10 protein-coding genes and 1 tRNA gene are annotated in these 14,857 nt (G+C 65.7%); 7 read left to right on the top strand and 4 right to left on the bottom strand.

The features are described from left to right. The first annotated feature begins 119 nt into the window (after positions 1-119). A complete protein-coding gene (locus tag KTJ89_RS12770) occupies positions 120-728 on the top strand; it encodes a TetR/AcrR family transcriptional regulator (protein ID WP_172173284.1) in 609 nt (202 codons plus the stop codon). A gap of 4 nt (positions 729-732) precedes the next feature. On the opposite strand, the gene selD is transcribed toward KTJ89_RS12770, so the two are convergent. Then, complete coding sequence (selD, locus tag KTJ89_RS12765; protein ID WP_172173287.1) at positions 733-1,719, bottom strand: selenide, water dikinase SelD; 987 nt, start codon at positions 1,717-1,719, stop codon at positions 733-735. A gap of 111 nt (positions 1,720-1,830) precedes the next feature. Next, complete coding sequence (locus KTJ89_RS12760) at positions 1,831-5,823, bottom strand: phosphodiester glycosidase family protein (RefSeq protein WP_172173290.1); 3,993 nt, start codon at positions 5,821-5,823, stop codon at positions 1,831-1,833. A 199-nt stretch (positions 5,824-6,022) separates the two neighbouring features. On the opposite strand from KTJ89_RS12760, the gene KTJ89_RS12755 reads away from it, so the two are divergent. The 3 genes from KTJ89_RS12755 to selB all read left to right on the top strand — a co-directional run bounded on the left by KTJ89_RS12755 (position 6,023) and on the right by selB (position 9,397). Further along, positions 6,023-6,117, top strand: a tRNA-Sec gene (locus tag KTJ89_RS12755). 63 nt (positions 6,118-6,180) lie between these two features. Beyond that, the gene (gene selA / locus KTJ89_RS12750; protein ID WP_172173293.1) at positions 6,181-7,500 is read left to right on the top strand and encodes an L-seryl-tRNA(Sec) selenium transferase; all 1,320 of its coding nucleotides are present in this window, start codon (positions 6,181-6,183) and stop codon (positions 7,498-7,500) included. Further along, positions 7,493-9,397 (top strand): selenocysteine-specific translation elongation factor, encoded by a 1,905-nt coding sequence (selB, locus tag KTJ89_RS12745; RefSeq protein WP_172173296.1) that lies wholly within the window; start codon positions 7,493-7,495, stop codon positions 9,395-9,397. The genes selA and selB overlap by 8 nt, the downstream gene beginning before the upstream one ends. Positions 9,398-9,432: 35 nt before the next feature. Here selB and KTJ89_RS12740 read toward each other — a convergent pair whose 3' ends face one another. Continuing rightward, positions 9,433-10,398, bottom strand: coding sequence for a helix-turn-helix transcriptional regulator (locus KTJ89_RS12740; RefSeq protein ID WP_172173299.1), 966 nt, complete (start codon positions 10,396-10,398; stop codon positions 9,433-9,435). Positions 10,399-10,521: 123 nt separating this feature from the next. Here KTJ89_RS12740 and KTJ89_RS12735 point away from each other — a divergent pair, with 123 nt between their 5' ends. Beyond that, the gene (locus tag KTJ89_RS12735; RefSeq protein WP_172173301.1) at positions 10,522-10,917 is read left to right on the top strand and encodes a RidA family protein; all 396 of its coding nucleotides are present in this window, start codon (positions 10,522-10,524) and stop codon (positions 10,915-10,917) included. Between the two features lie 394 nt (positions 10,918-11,311). Beyond that, positions 11,312-12,688, top strand: a complete 1,377-nt coding sequence (locus KTJ89_RS12730) for an NAD-dependent succinate-semialdehyde dehydrogenase (protein ID WP_259357993.1) — start codon at positions 11,312-11,314, stop codon at positions 12,686-12,688. A 78-nt stretch (positions 12,689-12,766) separates the two neighbouring features. On the opposite strand, the gene KTJ89_RS12725 is transcribed toward KTJ89_RS12730, so the two are convergent. After that, positions 12,767-13,627, bottom strand: coding sequence for an aminoglycoside adenylyltransferase domain-containing protein (locus KTJ89_RS12725; RefSeq protein WP_259357992.1), 861 nt, complete (start codon positions 13,625-13,627; stop codon positions 12,767-12,769). A gap of 125 nt (positions 13,628-13,752) precedes the next feature. Here KTJ89_RS12725 and KTJ89_RS12720 point away from each other — a divergent pair, with 125 nt between their 5' ends. Beyond that, positions 13,753-14,850 (top strand): MerR family transcriptional regulator, encoded by a 1,098-nt coding sequence (locus tag KTJ89_RS12720; protein WP_259357991.1) that lies wholly within the window; start codon positions 13,753-13,755, stop codon positions 14,848-14,850. Positions 14,851-14,857: the final 7 nt, after the last annotated feature.

Raw genomic sequence — 14,857 nt, 5'->3', positions numbered from 1 at the left:
ATCTAGAATGGTGCCCGTACACCGAGACCTTGTCAATGCGTAGACGAGTAGCGTTAGTCCAGATTTCGGGCCCCTTAAGCGCCTGGGCGTCCGGACGTCCTTGAGGAAGTGAGCACTTCATGGCACGACCTAGTTCCCCACTGCTGAGCCGGGAGAAGATCGGACGCGCAGCGATTGGGATGATCGATGGCGGCGGTGAGCTCAAGATCCAGCCCTTGGCCAAGAAGCTCGGGGTCAGTCTGTCCTCGATCTACCATCATGTCGACGGACGTGAAGGGGTCATCCACGCGATGCGTGAGGTTCTCAGCGTCGAATACGCCCTGAACATCCCTGATCAGGGGTCATGGAAAGACAACCTGAAGGCAATGGTGGATTCGCTGTGGCGGCTGTATTCGGATCATCCGCGGGTGATGATCCACCTGCTCGGAGTCACAGTCGAGGAACCCGGGACGTTGACTCTCTACGAGTCCCTCATCGACGTGTTGGCCGATGCGGGTGTGCCGGAGACCGAGCTTCTCACGACGATCGAGGTGCTCGATGCGTTTGCCTTCGGAGCCGCACTCGACGCGCTGTCGCCGCAGGTGATCTTCGCTCCTGCGTCAGAGGACTCGCGGCTCACCAGTTTGATTGAGAATCACCCTGCGGGCACCGAGCGCAATCACCGGCTCTACCGACGCGGTCTCGACATCATCATCGCCGGCATCGAGGCTGGGATCCCTCAGCCCTAGCCCTTCACCTCACGTGCACGCCTGAACCGGCGACGATCTCACCGATGACGGGGTGACCAGGCAGTTCGCCGACGACGAGCAGTCCGCCGGAGGTCTGCGCATCGGCCAGAAGCAGCAGGTCGTCCTCGGTCATGGAATCATCCGCGGTCAGATGAGGCCGCACCCAGTCGAGGTTTCGCCTCGTCCCGCCGGACACATACCCGTCAGCGATCGACTCATCGACACCGCCGAGCCGGGGCACCGCGGCCGCATCGATGACCGCTCCGACCCCGGAGGCTCGCGCCATCTTGAACAGGTGCCCGAGCAGACCGAAACCGGTGACATCCGTGGCCGCTCGTACACCTGCAGCCACGGCCGCCCGTGACGCTTCGGCATTGAGCGCGGTCATCGTGGCGATTGCCTCGTCGAAGGTCTCACCAGTGACTTTGTGCCGATTGTTGAGGATCCCCACGCCGATCGGCTTGGTCAATGTCAGGGGCAGCCCCGCCTCGGCGGAATCGTTGCGCATGAGTTCATCCGGATGCGCCACCCCAGTCACGGCCATCCCGTACTTCGGTTCGGGGTCGTCGATCGAATGCCCGCCGGCCACGGGGCAGTTCGCCTGTGCCGCAACGTCGAGCCCGCCGCGCAGAACCTCGGTGAGCAGCTCCATCGGCAGCTTCTCCCGCGGCCACCCGACGAGGTTGATCGCCGTGACGGGGGTTCCGCCCATTGCGTAGATATCGGAGAGCGCATTGGCCGCCGCGATCCGTCCCCAGTCGTAGGCGTCATCGACGACCGGGGTGAAGAAATCCGCGGTCGAGAGCACCGCGAGGTCATCGCGGACTCGCACCGCCGAGGCATCATCGCCGTCATCGAGGCCGACGAGGACATCCGGGCCGGGCTGACCGACCAGGCCGCGCACCGCGTCCTCGAGCTCGCCGGGAGGGATCTTGCAGGCGCATCCTCCACCGTGGGCGAACGAGGTCAGACGGTCCTGAATCGCAGTCATACTGCGAGACTAACACCGGCGGTCAAGGGCGTCGACGGACGCCCGATTCCACTCCGTCGCCGAGGCGGCCGTGCACCTCCGTACGGGCGTCCGGCCGGCCGTTCGCCCGGGTCAGTGCCTCCCCGCCGGGCGGCCGGCCCGCCGCGCGCGGGCCGCGCGGACGGCGATGATTCCGCCGATGACCAGCAACGCGCCGAGCAGTGCGGTGAGCAGAACCGGTCCGCCGGTGCGTGGCAGATCGCCGTTCCCGTCAGACGACCCGTCCGCGTTCGCATCGCTTCTCGACGAGGCGGTCGACGAAGTGCCGTCCGATTCGCTGTCCGACGAGCCGCTCGCCTCTCTGCCGCCCGAGGCACTCGAAGAGGCATTCGACGAGGCTCCGTCCGAACCGCTTCCCGCCGAGGAATCCTCATCGGCACCGGCCGAGGCCTTGGTCGAGGCGCCGTCATCGTCCGACCCCTCCGATGAGCCGTCCTCGCCTCCCGCGGAGGAAGCGTCGGAGCCGTCCTCAGCTCCCGCACTGTCGGCCGATGCGCCGCTGTCCTCAGATCCGTCGTCATCGCCGGGACCCGGAGGCGGTTCTTCACCCGCGACCTCGACGGTGGCCTTCGCGGTCTTGCCGTTGACGGTGACCTCGAGGGTCGCTGTTCCCGGGTTCTCCGCGGTGATCTGACCCGTCGCCGGGTTGACGCGGACGACGTCGGAGGCCGCCTCGGGGACCCCCGATTTCACTGACTGGGCACTGACCTTCGCACCCGTCGCCTGCTGCATGTCCACCTCGGCGCCGGAATCGACCACGACACCGTCGCCGCCCCATTGGGCGGTCGCCGGCCAACCGACGGGCACGGTGCGCTCACCCTGTGTGAAGGATGCCGCGACATCCGCGGATTGACCCGGGGCCAGGGAGCCGGGTGCCTCCAACGAGATCGAATCCACGCGCGGCTTCGTCTCCGCGGCCAGCCAACCGACCCGATCGGCCGTGCTCGGATCGTCACCGACGTCGCCGACTCCGGGATCGACGCCGAGCATCGTCCACCCGGTGAATCCGCCGGTCGCCGGAGTGCCGGCCGGACCCTTCCCGGAGTTTCCGTTGATCAGGTAGCTCACACCCTCGACCGCGGACCCGTGGAACGCCCCCACATGCCCGTTGATCACGGCCGCGGACTTCCCGCTGTCCTTGCGGAACTCTCCGAGCTTCTTCTCGAGTTCCTCGGCCTCCCGCCGGTCCCCGAGCTGGCTCGTCTTCGACGGCAGCGGATCCTGCGGGGGATGGTGGAAGAACACGGTGATGCCGGTGAGCTCGTCACGTTCGGCCACCTCGTCGAGGGCGTCTTCGAGCATGTTCAACTGTGAATCATTGCTGCCGTTCAACGTTCCGTCCGAGGAATTCAGGGTCACGATCTTCGTCCGCCCCACGGTGCGCTCGCCCGTCGGGGAACCGAACGCGGCCTCGAAGTTGTCGATCTCCCCACCCATGATCTCGTGGTTGCCGGGCACGTAGATGTAGGGGATCGACTCATCCCACTCCTCGTCGATGATCGTCTTCGCCAGCTCGAAATCCTCCGGAGAGGCCTCGTCGACGAGGTCGCCGTTGATGACGAGCAGGTTCGGCTTTGCGGCACGGATCTCCTTGAGCGTCCGCCTGGCACCCTTGACAGCTTCGGAATCCGGGTCGGTGGCGACGAACTGGGCGTCGCTCATCACGGCGATGTTCTGCGGACGGTCAGCGACGGTCCCGGTCGTCAGCAGCGCCGGATCATGCAGCGCCGAGGCGGCCGGATCGTCGGTCTCGGGCGTGGAGATCGCCTGGAGGTCCGAGATCGAAATGTCCCCCTTGTACTTCTCGGCAGACCGGGTCTCCATCATCCGGATCCGTTCGAGGGTGAGCGGTTGGGAGAGCCCCTCGGGGACGGTGAAGCGGACCTTCTGCCACCCGTCGAAGGTGATGTGGTCGCCGTCGATGTTCGTCACCGTGCCGTCGGGAGTGCTCACCTGCAGCCTGGGCCAGGCCCCGGTGCCGTCGCCGCGGACCATCATCTCGAACGCCACCGTGTTGCCTTCCAGTTTCACCGGCTCCTTCGGGATGAGGTAGTAGCCGCGCGTCGCCGAGGAGGTGGTGAAGTCATACGTGAGATCGATGCTCGGCTTACCGTCCGGGCTGGGCTCCCCGGCTGCGAACGATCCGCTCGCCCGATCCTTCCCGTCGGTGAACGCCGAGGTGTCGGAGAAGTCGAGGACCTCGGTCGTTTCGGTGCCGACGGTCACCGGGATCGTCGTTGTCACGTCTCCGACGGTGAGCTTCACGTTCCCGGACGTCGGTTCGTCGTCGCGGGAGTCCTTGCCTTTCCCAGCCGTCGACGAATCGGCGGAGACGACGAGTTCGCCGAGGCTGTCGGTGTCGACCCTCAGCCCTTCGTCGGCGTCGACCTCGATGTCCCCGGTTTCGATGAGAGAACGCCTGCCCTCGGAGTCGAAGCCGGTCAGGGACACCGTCTGCGAGTCCTCGTCGTCCTGCAGGTTGATGCTACGCGCGCTCGGCCAGAGTCCGACCGGTTCGCCGAGCACATCGAGGTCCTGTCGCGCGGTGTGCCCGTCGACGGCATAGCTCACGCGACCCTTGCCGGTGGTCTCACCGGTCACGCGGGCGTTCGACTCATCGGAGTCGGCGAGCTTCACTCCGCCGTCGGCGGAGAACGTTCCGGAGGAGGCGATCGGTTCGAGATTCTTACCGAGCCCGGTGCCCTTCATTGATCGGCTCAGCCCCTTGAGCACGGTGGTCTGTCTGTCGAGTTCGGGTTCGATCTGCGCATCGGCCAGTTGTTCTGCGGGGGCGTCTGAGTAGAAGACGAGGGCATTGGCGACGGTGCGCTGCTTACCGTCGGACGGGTCGTTCTGCAGTGCCGGAGCATCTGCGCCGGCTGTGCGGGCGAGCATCGTCGTCGACCCGCCGCCGTCGAGGTTGACCGCGTTGTAGGCGCCGATGTCAGAGAAGAACTCGCCCATGTCCTCGAGACTCATGCCTCCCGAGGACTCGCTGCGTCCGTCGATGGTGGTGACGAACAGTTCCGAACCGTCCTTGCTGATGCCCACCGCGGTGCGCGGGTGTTCGGTGTCTTCAAGGTCGCCGGCGGGGAGGTCGGGAACCGAGCCGTCGGCCAGGATCTGGTGGCTGCCCGCGATCCCCATGTCGACGTCCTCACTCGGTCCGATCTCGACATCGACGTCGTCGCCGACTTCGAGTTCCGATAGCGTCTTCGCCCCGGCATCGCGGCCGAGAAGGACCTGTCCGTCTGCCGGGATTTCCGGGTCGCCCGCTTCGTCCACCATGCCCGAGGTTTCGGTGACCTTTTCGTCGACGACAGTGACGCGGGCGATCTCGGCGGCTATGTCATCGGGGCCGCCGACCGGACGGTCGAGCGTATGGTCTCCCCACGCCTCGTTGTACACACCGATGGTGTCGGGGCTCAGCTCCGGGTTGTTCAATCCGCCGAGTTCCGTCTCCTGCCCGTCATGGGTCAGCGTTCCCGCAGCGGAGAGCATCGACACGGCTGCCTTCTTGTCCTCGAGCGTGAGCGCCGGTTTGGCCTCCTTCGAGCCGATGCGCATTCCCTCCTGAGACACCGAGGTGTAGATCGGTGCCCACGACTGGTTGATGTCGAAGAACGTGCCGTTGACGGCGGCCACGGCCTTCTTCCCCTCGGGTCCGCCCGCCATGATCTCGCTGGTGGTACCGGCGCCGGCGACCTTTCCCGTGTCGCGGACGTCCATCGACAGGGAGTCCGTGGTGAGGTCCGCGGTGAGCACATTGCCGTTGTTCCATCCTCCGTCCTCGAGACGGGAGAAGTTCGTCAGGTCGAGTCCCGGAGCCACGCGTTTGGTTTCGACGTCGCGCAGTGCCGACCCGTCCCTGCCGAGGTCGTCCTCGCTTGGTGCTGCAGCATGGGCCGGTGTCGAGGCGGGACCCGGAAGACCGGTGAGCGTTCCGATGGGTGCGACATGGGCAGCGAGGACCGCCAGTGTGGCGAGTATGGCGGGGATGAACAGTCGCCCTCCGGTGGGATGGGGTCGGCGGTGTGACCAGGCAGGGTGAAGCGAAGAGGGCATGACGACCTTCGAGCGGTGATGGCTGGGAACCTTGTCACCTTAAGCCGCGCTCGGAGAAGCCTGAGCGAATGGTGAGTGAACTCGGTCGGAAGATCGGTACCGGCGCGCTCGATACTGGTTCGTTTGGTCAATCGAGCGCCGCCCCGGCCGCATCGGCCCTTCGCTTCACCTCGCTCATACCCGCGATAGGATTCCTTATGGAGGCGTCCGTGTCCTGGTGGGCGCCCTGGTCTTCAAAACCAGTGAGACCGAGTATCTCGGTCTGGCGGGTTCGATTCCCGTCCGCCTCCGCCAACCGTTTCGCGGTCCCGCCGACCAAGCGGAGCCGCCGTGACCCCGCACAGAGGAGGAGGTCAGATGGTCGAGTCCGACCCGCGTCGATCCATTCCGCGCACGGATCATCTCCTCGCCCTTCCCGAGGTCATCGCAGCAGGTGAGCGCCTCAACCAGGCGACCATCAAGGCCATCATCTCCGAGGTGCAGAACGCCGCCCGAGCCGGCGAGATCCCCGTCGCCGAGGTGGCCCCCGCCATCACCTCCAAGCTCAGCTCCCGTTCGGCTTCCTCCCTGACCCCAGTGCTCAACGCCACCGGCATCCTCGTCCACACGAACCTCGGCCGGGCACCGCTCTCACCTGCGGCAACCCAGGCGATCACCGAGGCGGCCGGATATGTCGACGTCGAAATGGACCTCGGCACCGGTAAACGCAGCAAGCGGGGCACCGGAGCGAAGGCCGCCCTGCTGCAGGCGAGCCCGGCTGCCGAGGATGCCCTCGTGGTCAACAACGGTGCGGCCGCCCTGCTGCTGGCCGTCACTGCGGTGCGCGGCCGCGGCACAGGTTCCGGCGAGATCATCATCAGCCGCGGCGAACTCATCGAAATCGGTGCCGGGTTCCGCCTCACCGACCTCATGACGACGACCGGCGCCAGCCTGCGCGAGGTCGGCACGACGAACCGCACCCACGTGGCCGACTACGCCGAGGCCATCAGCGACGACACGTCCTGCCTGCTCAAGGTGCACACGAGCAATTTCCGCGTCGAAGGATTCACCTCCTCCGTCGACGTGGCTGAACTGCGCGGACTCGCCGACGAGCACAACCTGCCGCTCATCGTCGACCTCGGCTCCGGACTCTTCACTCCCGACTCGGCATTGCCCGACGAACCCGACATCGACACCGCCCTGCGCGCCGGCGCCGACCTCGTCATCGTCTCCGGCGACAAACTCCTCGGCGGCCCGCAGGCCGGACTCATCCTCGGCCGCACCGAAGCAGTGCAGACACTGGCCAAACACCCTCTGGCCAGAGCGATGCGCACCGACAAACTCACCCTCGCTGCGCTGGAAGCCACGATCACGCACACGGCGAACCCGATCCACGACGCCCTCCACATCGACACAGTTCACCTGCGGAAACGCACCGAGACTCTCGCCGAGGCGGTCGGTGCCACGATCGTCGACCACGACGGACGAGTCGGCGGCGGGGGAGCCCCCGGAGTGCCCCTGTCCGGCTGGGCAGTCGAACTGCCCGAAGCCTTCGCCGAACCGCTGCGCCGCGGCGATCCTGCGATCGTCGCCCGAGTCCACCAGGGACGATGCTTGGTCGACCTGCGCTGCGTACCCGAAAGCGAAGACAACCGCATCGCTGCCGCCATCAAGCGAGTCCGTGCTGACAATGCCTGACACTTTCGTCATCGCCACCGCCGGACACGTCGATCATGGGAAGTCGACGCTGGTCAATGCCCTGACCGGAATGGAGCCCGATCGGTGGGCCGAAGAGAAGAAGCGCGGGCTGACCATCGACCTCGGTTTCGCCTGGACGACCCTGCCCTCGGGCCGCGAACTCGCCTTCGTCGACGTTCCGGGGCACGAAAAGTTCCTTGCGAACATGCTCGCCGGGCTCGGCCCCGCCCCCATCGCCTGCTTCGTCATCGCCGCAGACAAGGGCTGGCAAGCCCAATCGACTGACCATCGCGACGCGATCAATGCGCTCGGCATCACCCACGGCCTCGTCGTCATCACCCGGGCCGACCTCGCCCCCGACTCCGTCGAGACCACAAAAGCTCAGGTCAGAGCGCAGCTGCGTGGAACACCACTCGAAGCAGCGCCGATCGTCACGGTGTCAGCCACGACCGGGCAGGGCCTGCCCGAACTCATCAGCGTCCTCGACGAGGTCACGGCCACGGCCGAGCCTCCGACCACCTCGGGGAGGGTGCGTTTGTGGGTCGACCGGGCCTTCACCATCAAGGGAGCCGGCACCGTCGTCACCGGGACCCTCACGGCAGGCACACTGACCACGGGCGATACAGTCGAGCTGCGCGGAGAGACCATCGACCGGATCGTGGGTGTGCGGGGTCTGCAGTCCCGTAATTCCACCACTACCGAGGTGGTCCCGCAGGCCCGCGTGGCCGTCAACCTGCGCGATGTCCCCGCCGACGACCTCCACCGCGGCGACGCACTGCTCACGAGTGGGACCTGGCCGATCGTCGACACGATCGACGTGCGCCGCACCATGGGCGAGACCCTCGACTCCGGCATCCACAAACTCATGGCCCATATCGGCACCGCCGCCGTGCCCGCACGATTGCGGGCATTCGATGCCGACCACGCCCGGCTCACCCTCGACCGACCGCTTCCCCTGCAGGTCAGCGACCGGATCGTGCTCCGCGCGCCAGGAAGCCGCAACGTCTTCGCCGGCCTCCTCGTGCTCGACGTCGACCCGCCCGAACTGTCCCGACGAGGCGACGGCGCCAGGCGAGCTCATGAGCTTGCCGAGCATCCTGTGAAAGGCGATATCCTCGCCGAGGTGGCCCGCCGCGGAGCCGTCGAACGCACCATCCTTACCCGGTTCGGACTGCAGGTGCCCGTCGACGAATCCTTGCCTGCCGATGTTGAGGAAGTGGGTGAGTGGCTCGTCCACTCGCCGACGCTGACCTCCTGGGTCGGGGCGACGAAATCCCTGGTCCGAGGCGAACTCGCCGCCACGCCGATGGCCGCGGGAGTGCCCGTCAAAGCCGTCGCAGAGGCACTTCAGCGAACTCCGGACTCAGGTCGCAGACGCGGCGCCGAACCGAAACGCGACTCCCCGGCGAAGGCGAAAATCCAACCGGCTCTGCCTCTGCCCGAAGGCTCCGGCGGCGCGATTCGCGCACTGCTCAACCAGATCATCTCGCGAGCCGGGCTCGAAGCCGTCGACGGAATGGTCCGCCCGCCCGGGCATACCGCAGGCCTCGGTGCCGCCGAAGCCGGTATCGCCGAGATCGAGCGCCGACTCGCAGCCGACCCGTTCGCCGCACCGGAAGCCGATGATCTGCGCGAACTCGCCCTCGGAGCGCGGGAGCTCGCGGTCGCCGAGAAGGCGGGACGGATCCTGCGCCTCGGCGACGGAATCATCGTGTCTCCGCGCACCCCTGCACAGGCGATGCGGATCCTCGCCGGTCTCGACCAGCCCTTCACGACGAGCCAGGCGAGGCAGGCGCTGGGGACGACCCGACGCGTCGTCATCCCCCTGCTCGAACACCTCGACGGCCGGGGCTGGACGCGCCGACTCGACACCACACACCGCGAAGTCGTGCGCTAGGTTCACTTGCCCCTCGTGTCGGTCGGGATGGATGCTCAGGATCGATAGAGAGCGGTCAGCTTACTGGCGCGCATGTACAGCGCATCACAGAGAGACTGCGGCGATAGAACTTCGGCGTCCGTATCCAACTGCCACGTCGCCCACACCGCGTGACGCAGGTCTTCGTAGTTCACGTCGAGGCGGACCCAATCGTCCTGCTCGGGTTCCTCACCCCGGACTGCGCTCACATTCTTCAGCACCTCCTCGCGCCGTGCGGTCTTGACGCGGACGACGACGGGGAGGTGATCGTCGGAGAGGAAGTGTGCGACTCGGTCGGCCCAGACCTGGTCGAGGTCGACCTTTGCGGACCGTTGCGCAGCTTCCGGGAGCGACTCGGCGCTGAGCATCCGAGATAGACGGTAGGTCCGATCTTCCCCGGACTTCGTGGCAATCAAATAGGTGCGTCCGCGGACAGTGACCAGTCCGATCGGGTCGACAGTTCGGCGGCTCGGTTCCTGACCCGGTGCCGAGTAGTCGAACTGCAGTCGGCGGCCGTTGAGCACCGCGTCGCGGACCTCGCTCATGATCCCGGTGGCCAAGTGTTCCGTGGTAACGCGTCGGGAGAGCAGATCGGCCTCCGGCTCGACTAGGAACCGTTCGGTTGCATCATCGAGGCGCATCCTGTGGCCTTCGGGCAACGCGTCGACGACCTTGCGCATCGCCGAGGCCAGCGATGCGCTGAGGCCGAATACCTTCTCGCCGCGGTCTGATCCGGCAGTGAGAAGTGCGAGTGCCTCGTCATAGTTGAGTCCGGTCAATTCGGTGCGAAAGCCTGGCAGCAGGGAATAGCCGCCGTGTCGGCCGCGGTCGGCGTAGACGGGAACACCTGCGGTTGAGAGAGCGTCGATGTCGCGCAGAACTGTGCGTGTGGAGACTTCGAGCTCACCGGCCAGCTGGTCGGCGGTCATTCGCTTTCGCTGGCGCAACAGCAACACCAACGAGACGAGGCGGTCTGCTCGCATAAATCAATCTGTACCAGAAATCACGCCACAAGGTGTCGTGATTAGTTGGGAGGCTGTCAGTGCAACGTCTGAGAAGGCGGCCACAGGGCAGGCGGCGTTGCCTAGCAGACGAACGGAGCAGCAATGGAACGCACAGCAGTGAATCCGGTGACGTGGTCACAGGAATTGGGATTCAATCAGGGCGAGGTCGTTTCGGGGGAGACTCGGACCCTCTACATCTCGGGACAGACAGCGATGAGCAGTGACGGCCGACCACAGCACGATGGTGACATCGAAGCCCAACTGTCGCTGGCCACAGCGAACCTTGAGGCCGTACTTGCCGAAGCTGGCATGTCATTGTCGAATCTGGTCCGTCTGAACGTCTACACCACCGATGTGGACGCACTGTTCCCACACTATGGGCTGCTCGCCGGGAAGCTCGGGTCAGCAGGCGCTGCGCCGACGACTACGATGCTCGGAGTCACTCGACTGGCGATCCCTGGCCAGATGATCGAGCTCGAAGGAACTGCCGTCGCATAACTCACTGCTCGTTCCGCAATTCATTTCGGACGGCCAGTTGGATCATCCTTTCTGGCCGTCCGTTTCTTCTGAGCAATGCCTTTCCCGAGATGGGGCCGCCTCGATGACGGATCTATTCTCGGGTCGGTGGGCGGCCGCCTCGGCGAAACTCCGTGACCTGTATTACGATCAAGTCGGAATGATCGTTCGCGCCGGTTCGGGCGCTTCCGTCGATGGTATGGGTGATAACTGACTGCGGTGATGGGGCCGCAGCGACGCCATTCATCGCCTCACAATCCCCATATCCGGGCGCGCTGCCCTGGTCGCAGCACTGACCGCCCACCAGAAATTCTCACCATTGACCGTCTCCGGTCGCGCAGATGCGATTCCGACCCGAGACTGCGAAGGAGCAACCATGTCGAACTATCGTGTTCAGAATCCCGCCACTGGCGAGGTCGTCGAGACCTTCCCCGAGGCAACGAATGCCGAGATCGAGTCCACAGTGACTTCCGCCCACTCCACTCACCTGACCTGGAAGGACACCGATATTCAGGAGCGGGCGTCGGTTGTGCGAAGGGCGGCGGAGATCTTCCATGAACGCAAAGACGAACTCGCCAAAACGATCTCGGTGGAGATGGGCAAGTCGTATGCCGAGTCCGTTGACGAGGTCGAGTTCGCCGCCGACATCATCGACTACTACGGCGTCCACGGCCCCAGTCTGGCCACGGATTATCAGATCCCATCTACCATCCCCGGTACCGCGCGGATCGAATCCCTGCCGGTCGGTGCCCTGTTGGGTGTGATGCCGTGGAACTTCCCTTACTACCAGGTCGCCCGGTTCGCTGCCCCGAATCTCGTGCTGGGCAATACGATCATGCTCAAACATGCCGATATCTGTGGACGGTCGGCACTGTTGATCGAGGAGATCTTCCACGCCGCCGGAGTCCCTGCCGGCGGGTACTCCCACCTTTTTGCCAACCATGACCAGATCGCTGCGATCATTGCTGACCCCCGGGTTCAGGGAGTGTCCCTGACCGGGTCGGAGCGGGCGGGTGCGATCATCGGTGCCCAGGCCGGTCAGAACCTGAAGAAGGCCGTGCTCGAGCTCGGTGGGATCGATCCGATGGTTGTTCTCGACGCCGACGATGTTGCGGCGGTGGCGCGTGAGGCGTGGGAGTTTCGGACGTATAACGCCGGTCAGGTGTGCAACTCGAATAAGCGGCTCATTGTTATGGACGACATCTATGACGACTTCGTTGCCGAACTCGTGCGATTGGGTACCGGACTCACTCCGGGGGATCCGATGAATCTGGGTGAGGGTGAGTATGTGCCGCTGTCGTCGCGTGCCGCCGCGGAGACCGTTGATGCGCAGGTGAAGAAAGCCGTTGCTGAGGGGGCTCGTGTGCTTATCGGTGGTGAGCTGGGAGAGGGCCCGGCGGCGTACTATTCGCCGACGGTGCTCGTTGATGTGCCCCGGGATTCCGAGTCGTATGGTGAGGAGCTCTTCGGACCGGTGGCGACTGTGTTCAAGGTCGGCAGTGACGAGGAGGCTCTCGAGTTGGCCAATGATTGTGCTCTTGGTTTGGGTGGGTCTGTGTTCTCTGCTGATGAGGGGCGTGCTGATCGTGTGGCTGCTCGTCTTGAGGTGGGGATGACGCATGTGAACACGATTGCTGCTGAGGCGGCTGAGTTGCCGTTCGGTGGGGTGAAGCGGTCTGGTTTCGGTCGTGAGATGGGTCCGATCGGGATGGGTGAGTTCGTGAATAAGCGCCTCCACTTCATCGCGAAATAGGGGCAGTTCGGCTGACCCCAAGATCACCGCAACCGTCGTCGAGTTCCCGGCGGCCGCTCAACCCACTACGGTCGTCGATCAGCCGAGTGATGCGGTGATCATGTCCTCCATCGCCGAGGCGGTCAATGCCCGCCACTGTGCACGTGACGGTGCGGACGGGATCCGCGCGCCGCGCACCTTGGCCAGGGCCACCTCGGTGATGGGGGCATGCTGAGGGAATGCGTCCAATCCGTGGCGACCCGCTGCCTCCTTGCCGATGATCTCACCGGTCGCGAGCGTGTGATGCATACGCGCGGGACCGAGCACGCACCACGCAACCGTGCCGGCGCTCAGTCCCCGCGGGGACGTGAGGAGACGCTGGAACAGCGTGCGTGGAGTTCTCCGCGGTCGGTCGCGCAGCTGTGCGGCCAACGGAGTCCAGTACTCGCGCAGGTTCGTGCGGACCCATGGTCGAAGCGCCTCCGTCTGCGCATCGAGATCCCATGCAGCGATCGGTCGTCCCCGCACCGTGATGCCGCCGTCGACGAGCTCTTTCCAGATCACCGGATTGACGTCGAACGCGCCGTGCGAATCGAAGATCTCACCCGTATGGGAGGCGATTGGACGGATCTCGGTGACGGGTCGACTGACCTCGGACTCGGCGATGAAGACGGTATTGCAGCACGCACTCACACCTCGCCCGCGCGCCGCCTCTACCACCAGGCGGGGCACCTGCGAGAGGTGGAGCAGCCGCAGCCGCCGAATGAGATCCGGACGGTCCAGCCACTCATCGGCGATGACCGCGACGAGGTCGATGTCGCTGCGGCCCGGACGATAGGCGCCGAGGGCGATCGATCCGGTGACGGCGCAGGCGATGATGCCGCCGGGCAGGATCCGATCGGCAAGACGCAGGTAGGACCTGACGGCGGTTGCGGCATCTGGCGGCAGCGGTACGAACATGGGATCAGCGTACACAGGGACAGAAGCCTGGACTGAGGAACTGTCCGGTGGGTCCGACGTGGCTGCGCAACGACTATCTCCCGCACTCTTGACCTTCAGCCAGGGTGAAAGTCGATGATGGGTCCGTGGACCCCACCCGCGAACCCGACACCGCACGAGTGCCGCAGTCGACGAGCCGGTCGCTGCAGACGATCGGTGACTTCGCTCGTGCCGTCGGACTCAGCGCCAGCACCCTGCGGGGGTACGACAGCAGCGGCCTTCTGTCGCTCGCACATGTCGAGGACCGGACCGGCTATCGGTACTACGGGCTCGACCAGCAGCAGCGTGCGATCTGGATCCGACGCCTGCGTGACGCAGGCTTTCGGCTGCGCACGATCGGGACCATCCTCGACAGCGAACCGGTGATCGCCGAGGCCATCCTCGACGACTGGCTCGCCGAGGCCATCGGACGAGGCGAATCCGCCGCGGCGCTGGTCGACGACCTGAGATCGGTGCTCCGATCCCGGACCGAGACGACGCTCAGCCGCGCTCGGGTCGACTCCGCCGTGCTCGCCGCCGCGGTGCGCCAGCTGGCGCAGCCGAAGGGGACGGCCCCCGCCGATTCGCCCTTCGACCACCTGAGCGTGGAGATCAAACCCGAGGCCCTCACCTTGGCCGTGACCGACGGTTATGTGCTGATGGCGCGCACGCACATCCCCGCCGAGTTCGATGCTCCGACGCCCGCAGACGGTCCGAAGAGGCCGGTGGGGGTGTCGACGGTTGTCACCGCCTCGGCTCTGCTTTCGCTTCCGACCACGAGCTGCGAGGTGACCCTCACGATCGCTGTCACCGGAGGATCCGTCGACCACCCCGAACAGGTGCGCGTGTCGATCGAGCACTCCGACGGAGAATCGACGACCCTGTCGCAGTCCGACCGCCGGTTCCCCGACATCGGTCGCACGGTGGAGGCGGCCGCCGCACGCCGCAGAGGCAGAAGCCGGTTCTCACGCCAAGAGATCCTGCGGCTCGTCGACGAAGCCACAGGCCGGTCCCCTGAATCCGGAGTGCGGCTGCCGAGGGACGCGTCGAGATTCGAACTCTCCGCCGGCTCCATGAAGTCCATCGTCGACGCGGGAATCGGCGACGAGCTGACCTGCGACTGGGGCAACGAGGACGATCCCCTCATCTGGCGTGCTCCCAGCCAACCCGACTTCGTGGCGCTCGTCCTGCCCCGCAGAGCCTGAGCCCCGT

The sequence above is a fragment of the Brevibacterium sediminis genome (assembly GCF_024895295.1).
GTDB classification, from domain to species: Bacteria; Actinomycetota; Actinomycetes; order Actinomycetales; family Brevibacteriaceae; genus Brevibacterium; species Brevibacterium sediminis.
The sequence above is the reverse complement of the archived record's forward strand: the minus strand, read 5'-3'. Positions and strand labels throughout refer to the sequence as shown.

What these genes read in the sequence shown, in the direction of transcription:
- selD (WP_172173287.1), bottom strand. Translation starts at nt 1,719, where the DNA reads ATGACTGCGATTCAGGACCGTCTGACCTCGTTCGCCCACGGTGGAGGA.
- KTJ89_RS12730 (WP_259357993.1), top strand. Translation starts at nt 11,312, where the DNA reads ATGTCGAACTATCGTGTTCAGAATCCCGCCACTGGCGAGGTCGTCGAG.
- selA (WP_172173293.1), top strand. Translation starts at nt 6,181, where the DNA reads ATGGTCGAGTCCGACCCGCGTCGATCCATTCCGCGCACGGATCATCTC.
- KTJ89_RS12725 (WP_259357992.1), bottom strand. Translation starts at nt 13,627, where the DNA reads ATGTTCGTACCGCTGCCGCCAGATGCCGCAACCGCCGTCAGGTCCTAC.
- KTJ89_RS12735 (WP_172173301.1), top strand. Translation starts at nt 10,522, where the DNA reads ATGGAACGCACAGCAGTGAATCCGGTGACGTGGTCACAGGAATTGGGA.
- KTJ89_RS12770 (WP_172173284.1), top strand. Translation starts at nt 120, where the DNA reads ATGGCACGACCTAGTTCCCCACTGCTGAGCCGGGAGAAGATCGGACGC.
- selB (WP_172173296.1), top strand. Translation starts at nt 7,493, where the DNA reads ATGCCTGACACTTTCGTCATCGCCACCGCCGGACACGTCGATCATGGG.
- KTJ89_RS12740 (WP_172173299.1), bottom strand. Translation starts at nt 10,398, where the DNA reads ATGCGAGCAGACCGCCTCGTCTCGTTGGTGTTGCTGTTGCGCCAGCGA.
- KTJ89_RS12760 (WP_172173290.1), bottom strand. Translation starts at nt 5,823, where the DNA reads ATGCCCTCTTCGCTTCACCCTGCCTGGTCACACCGCCGACCCCATCCC.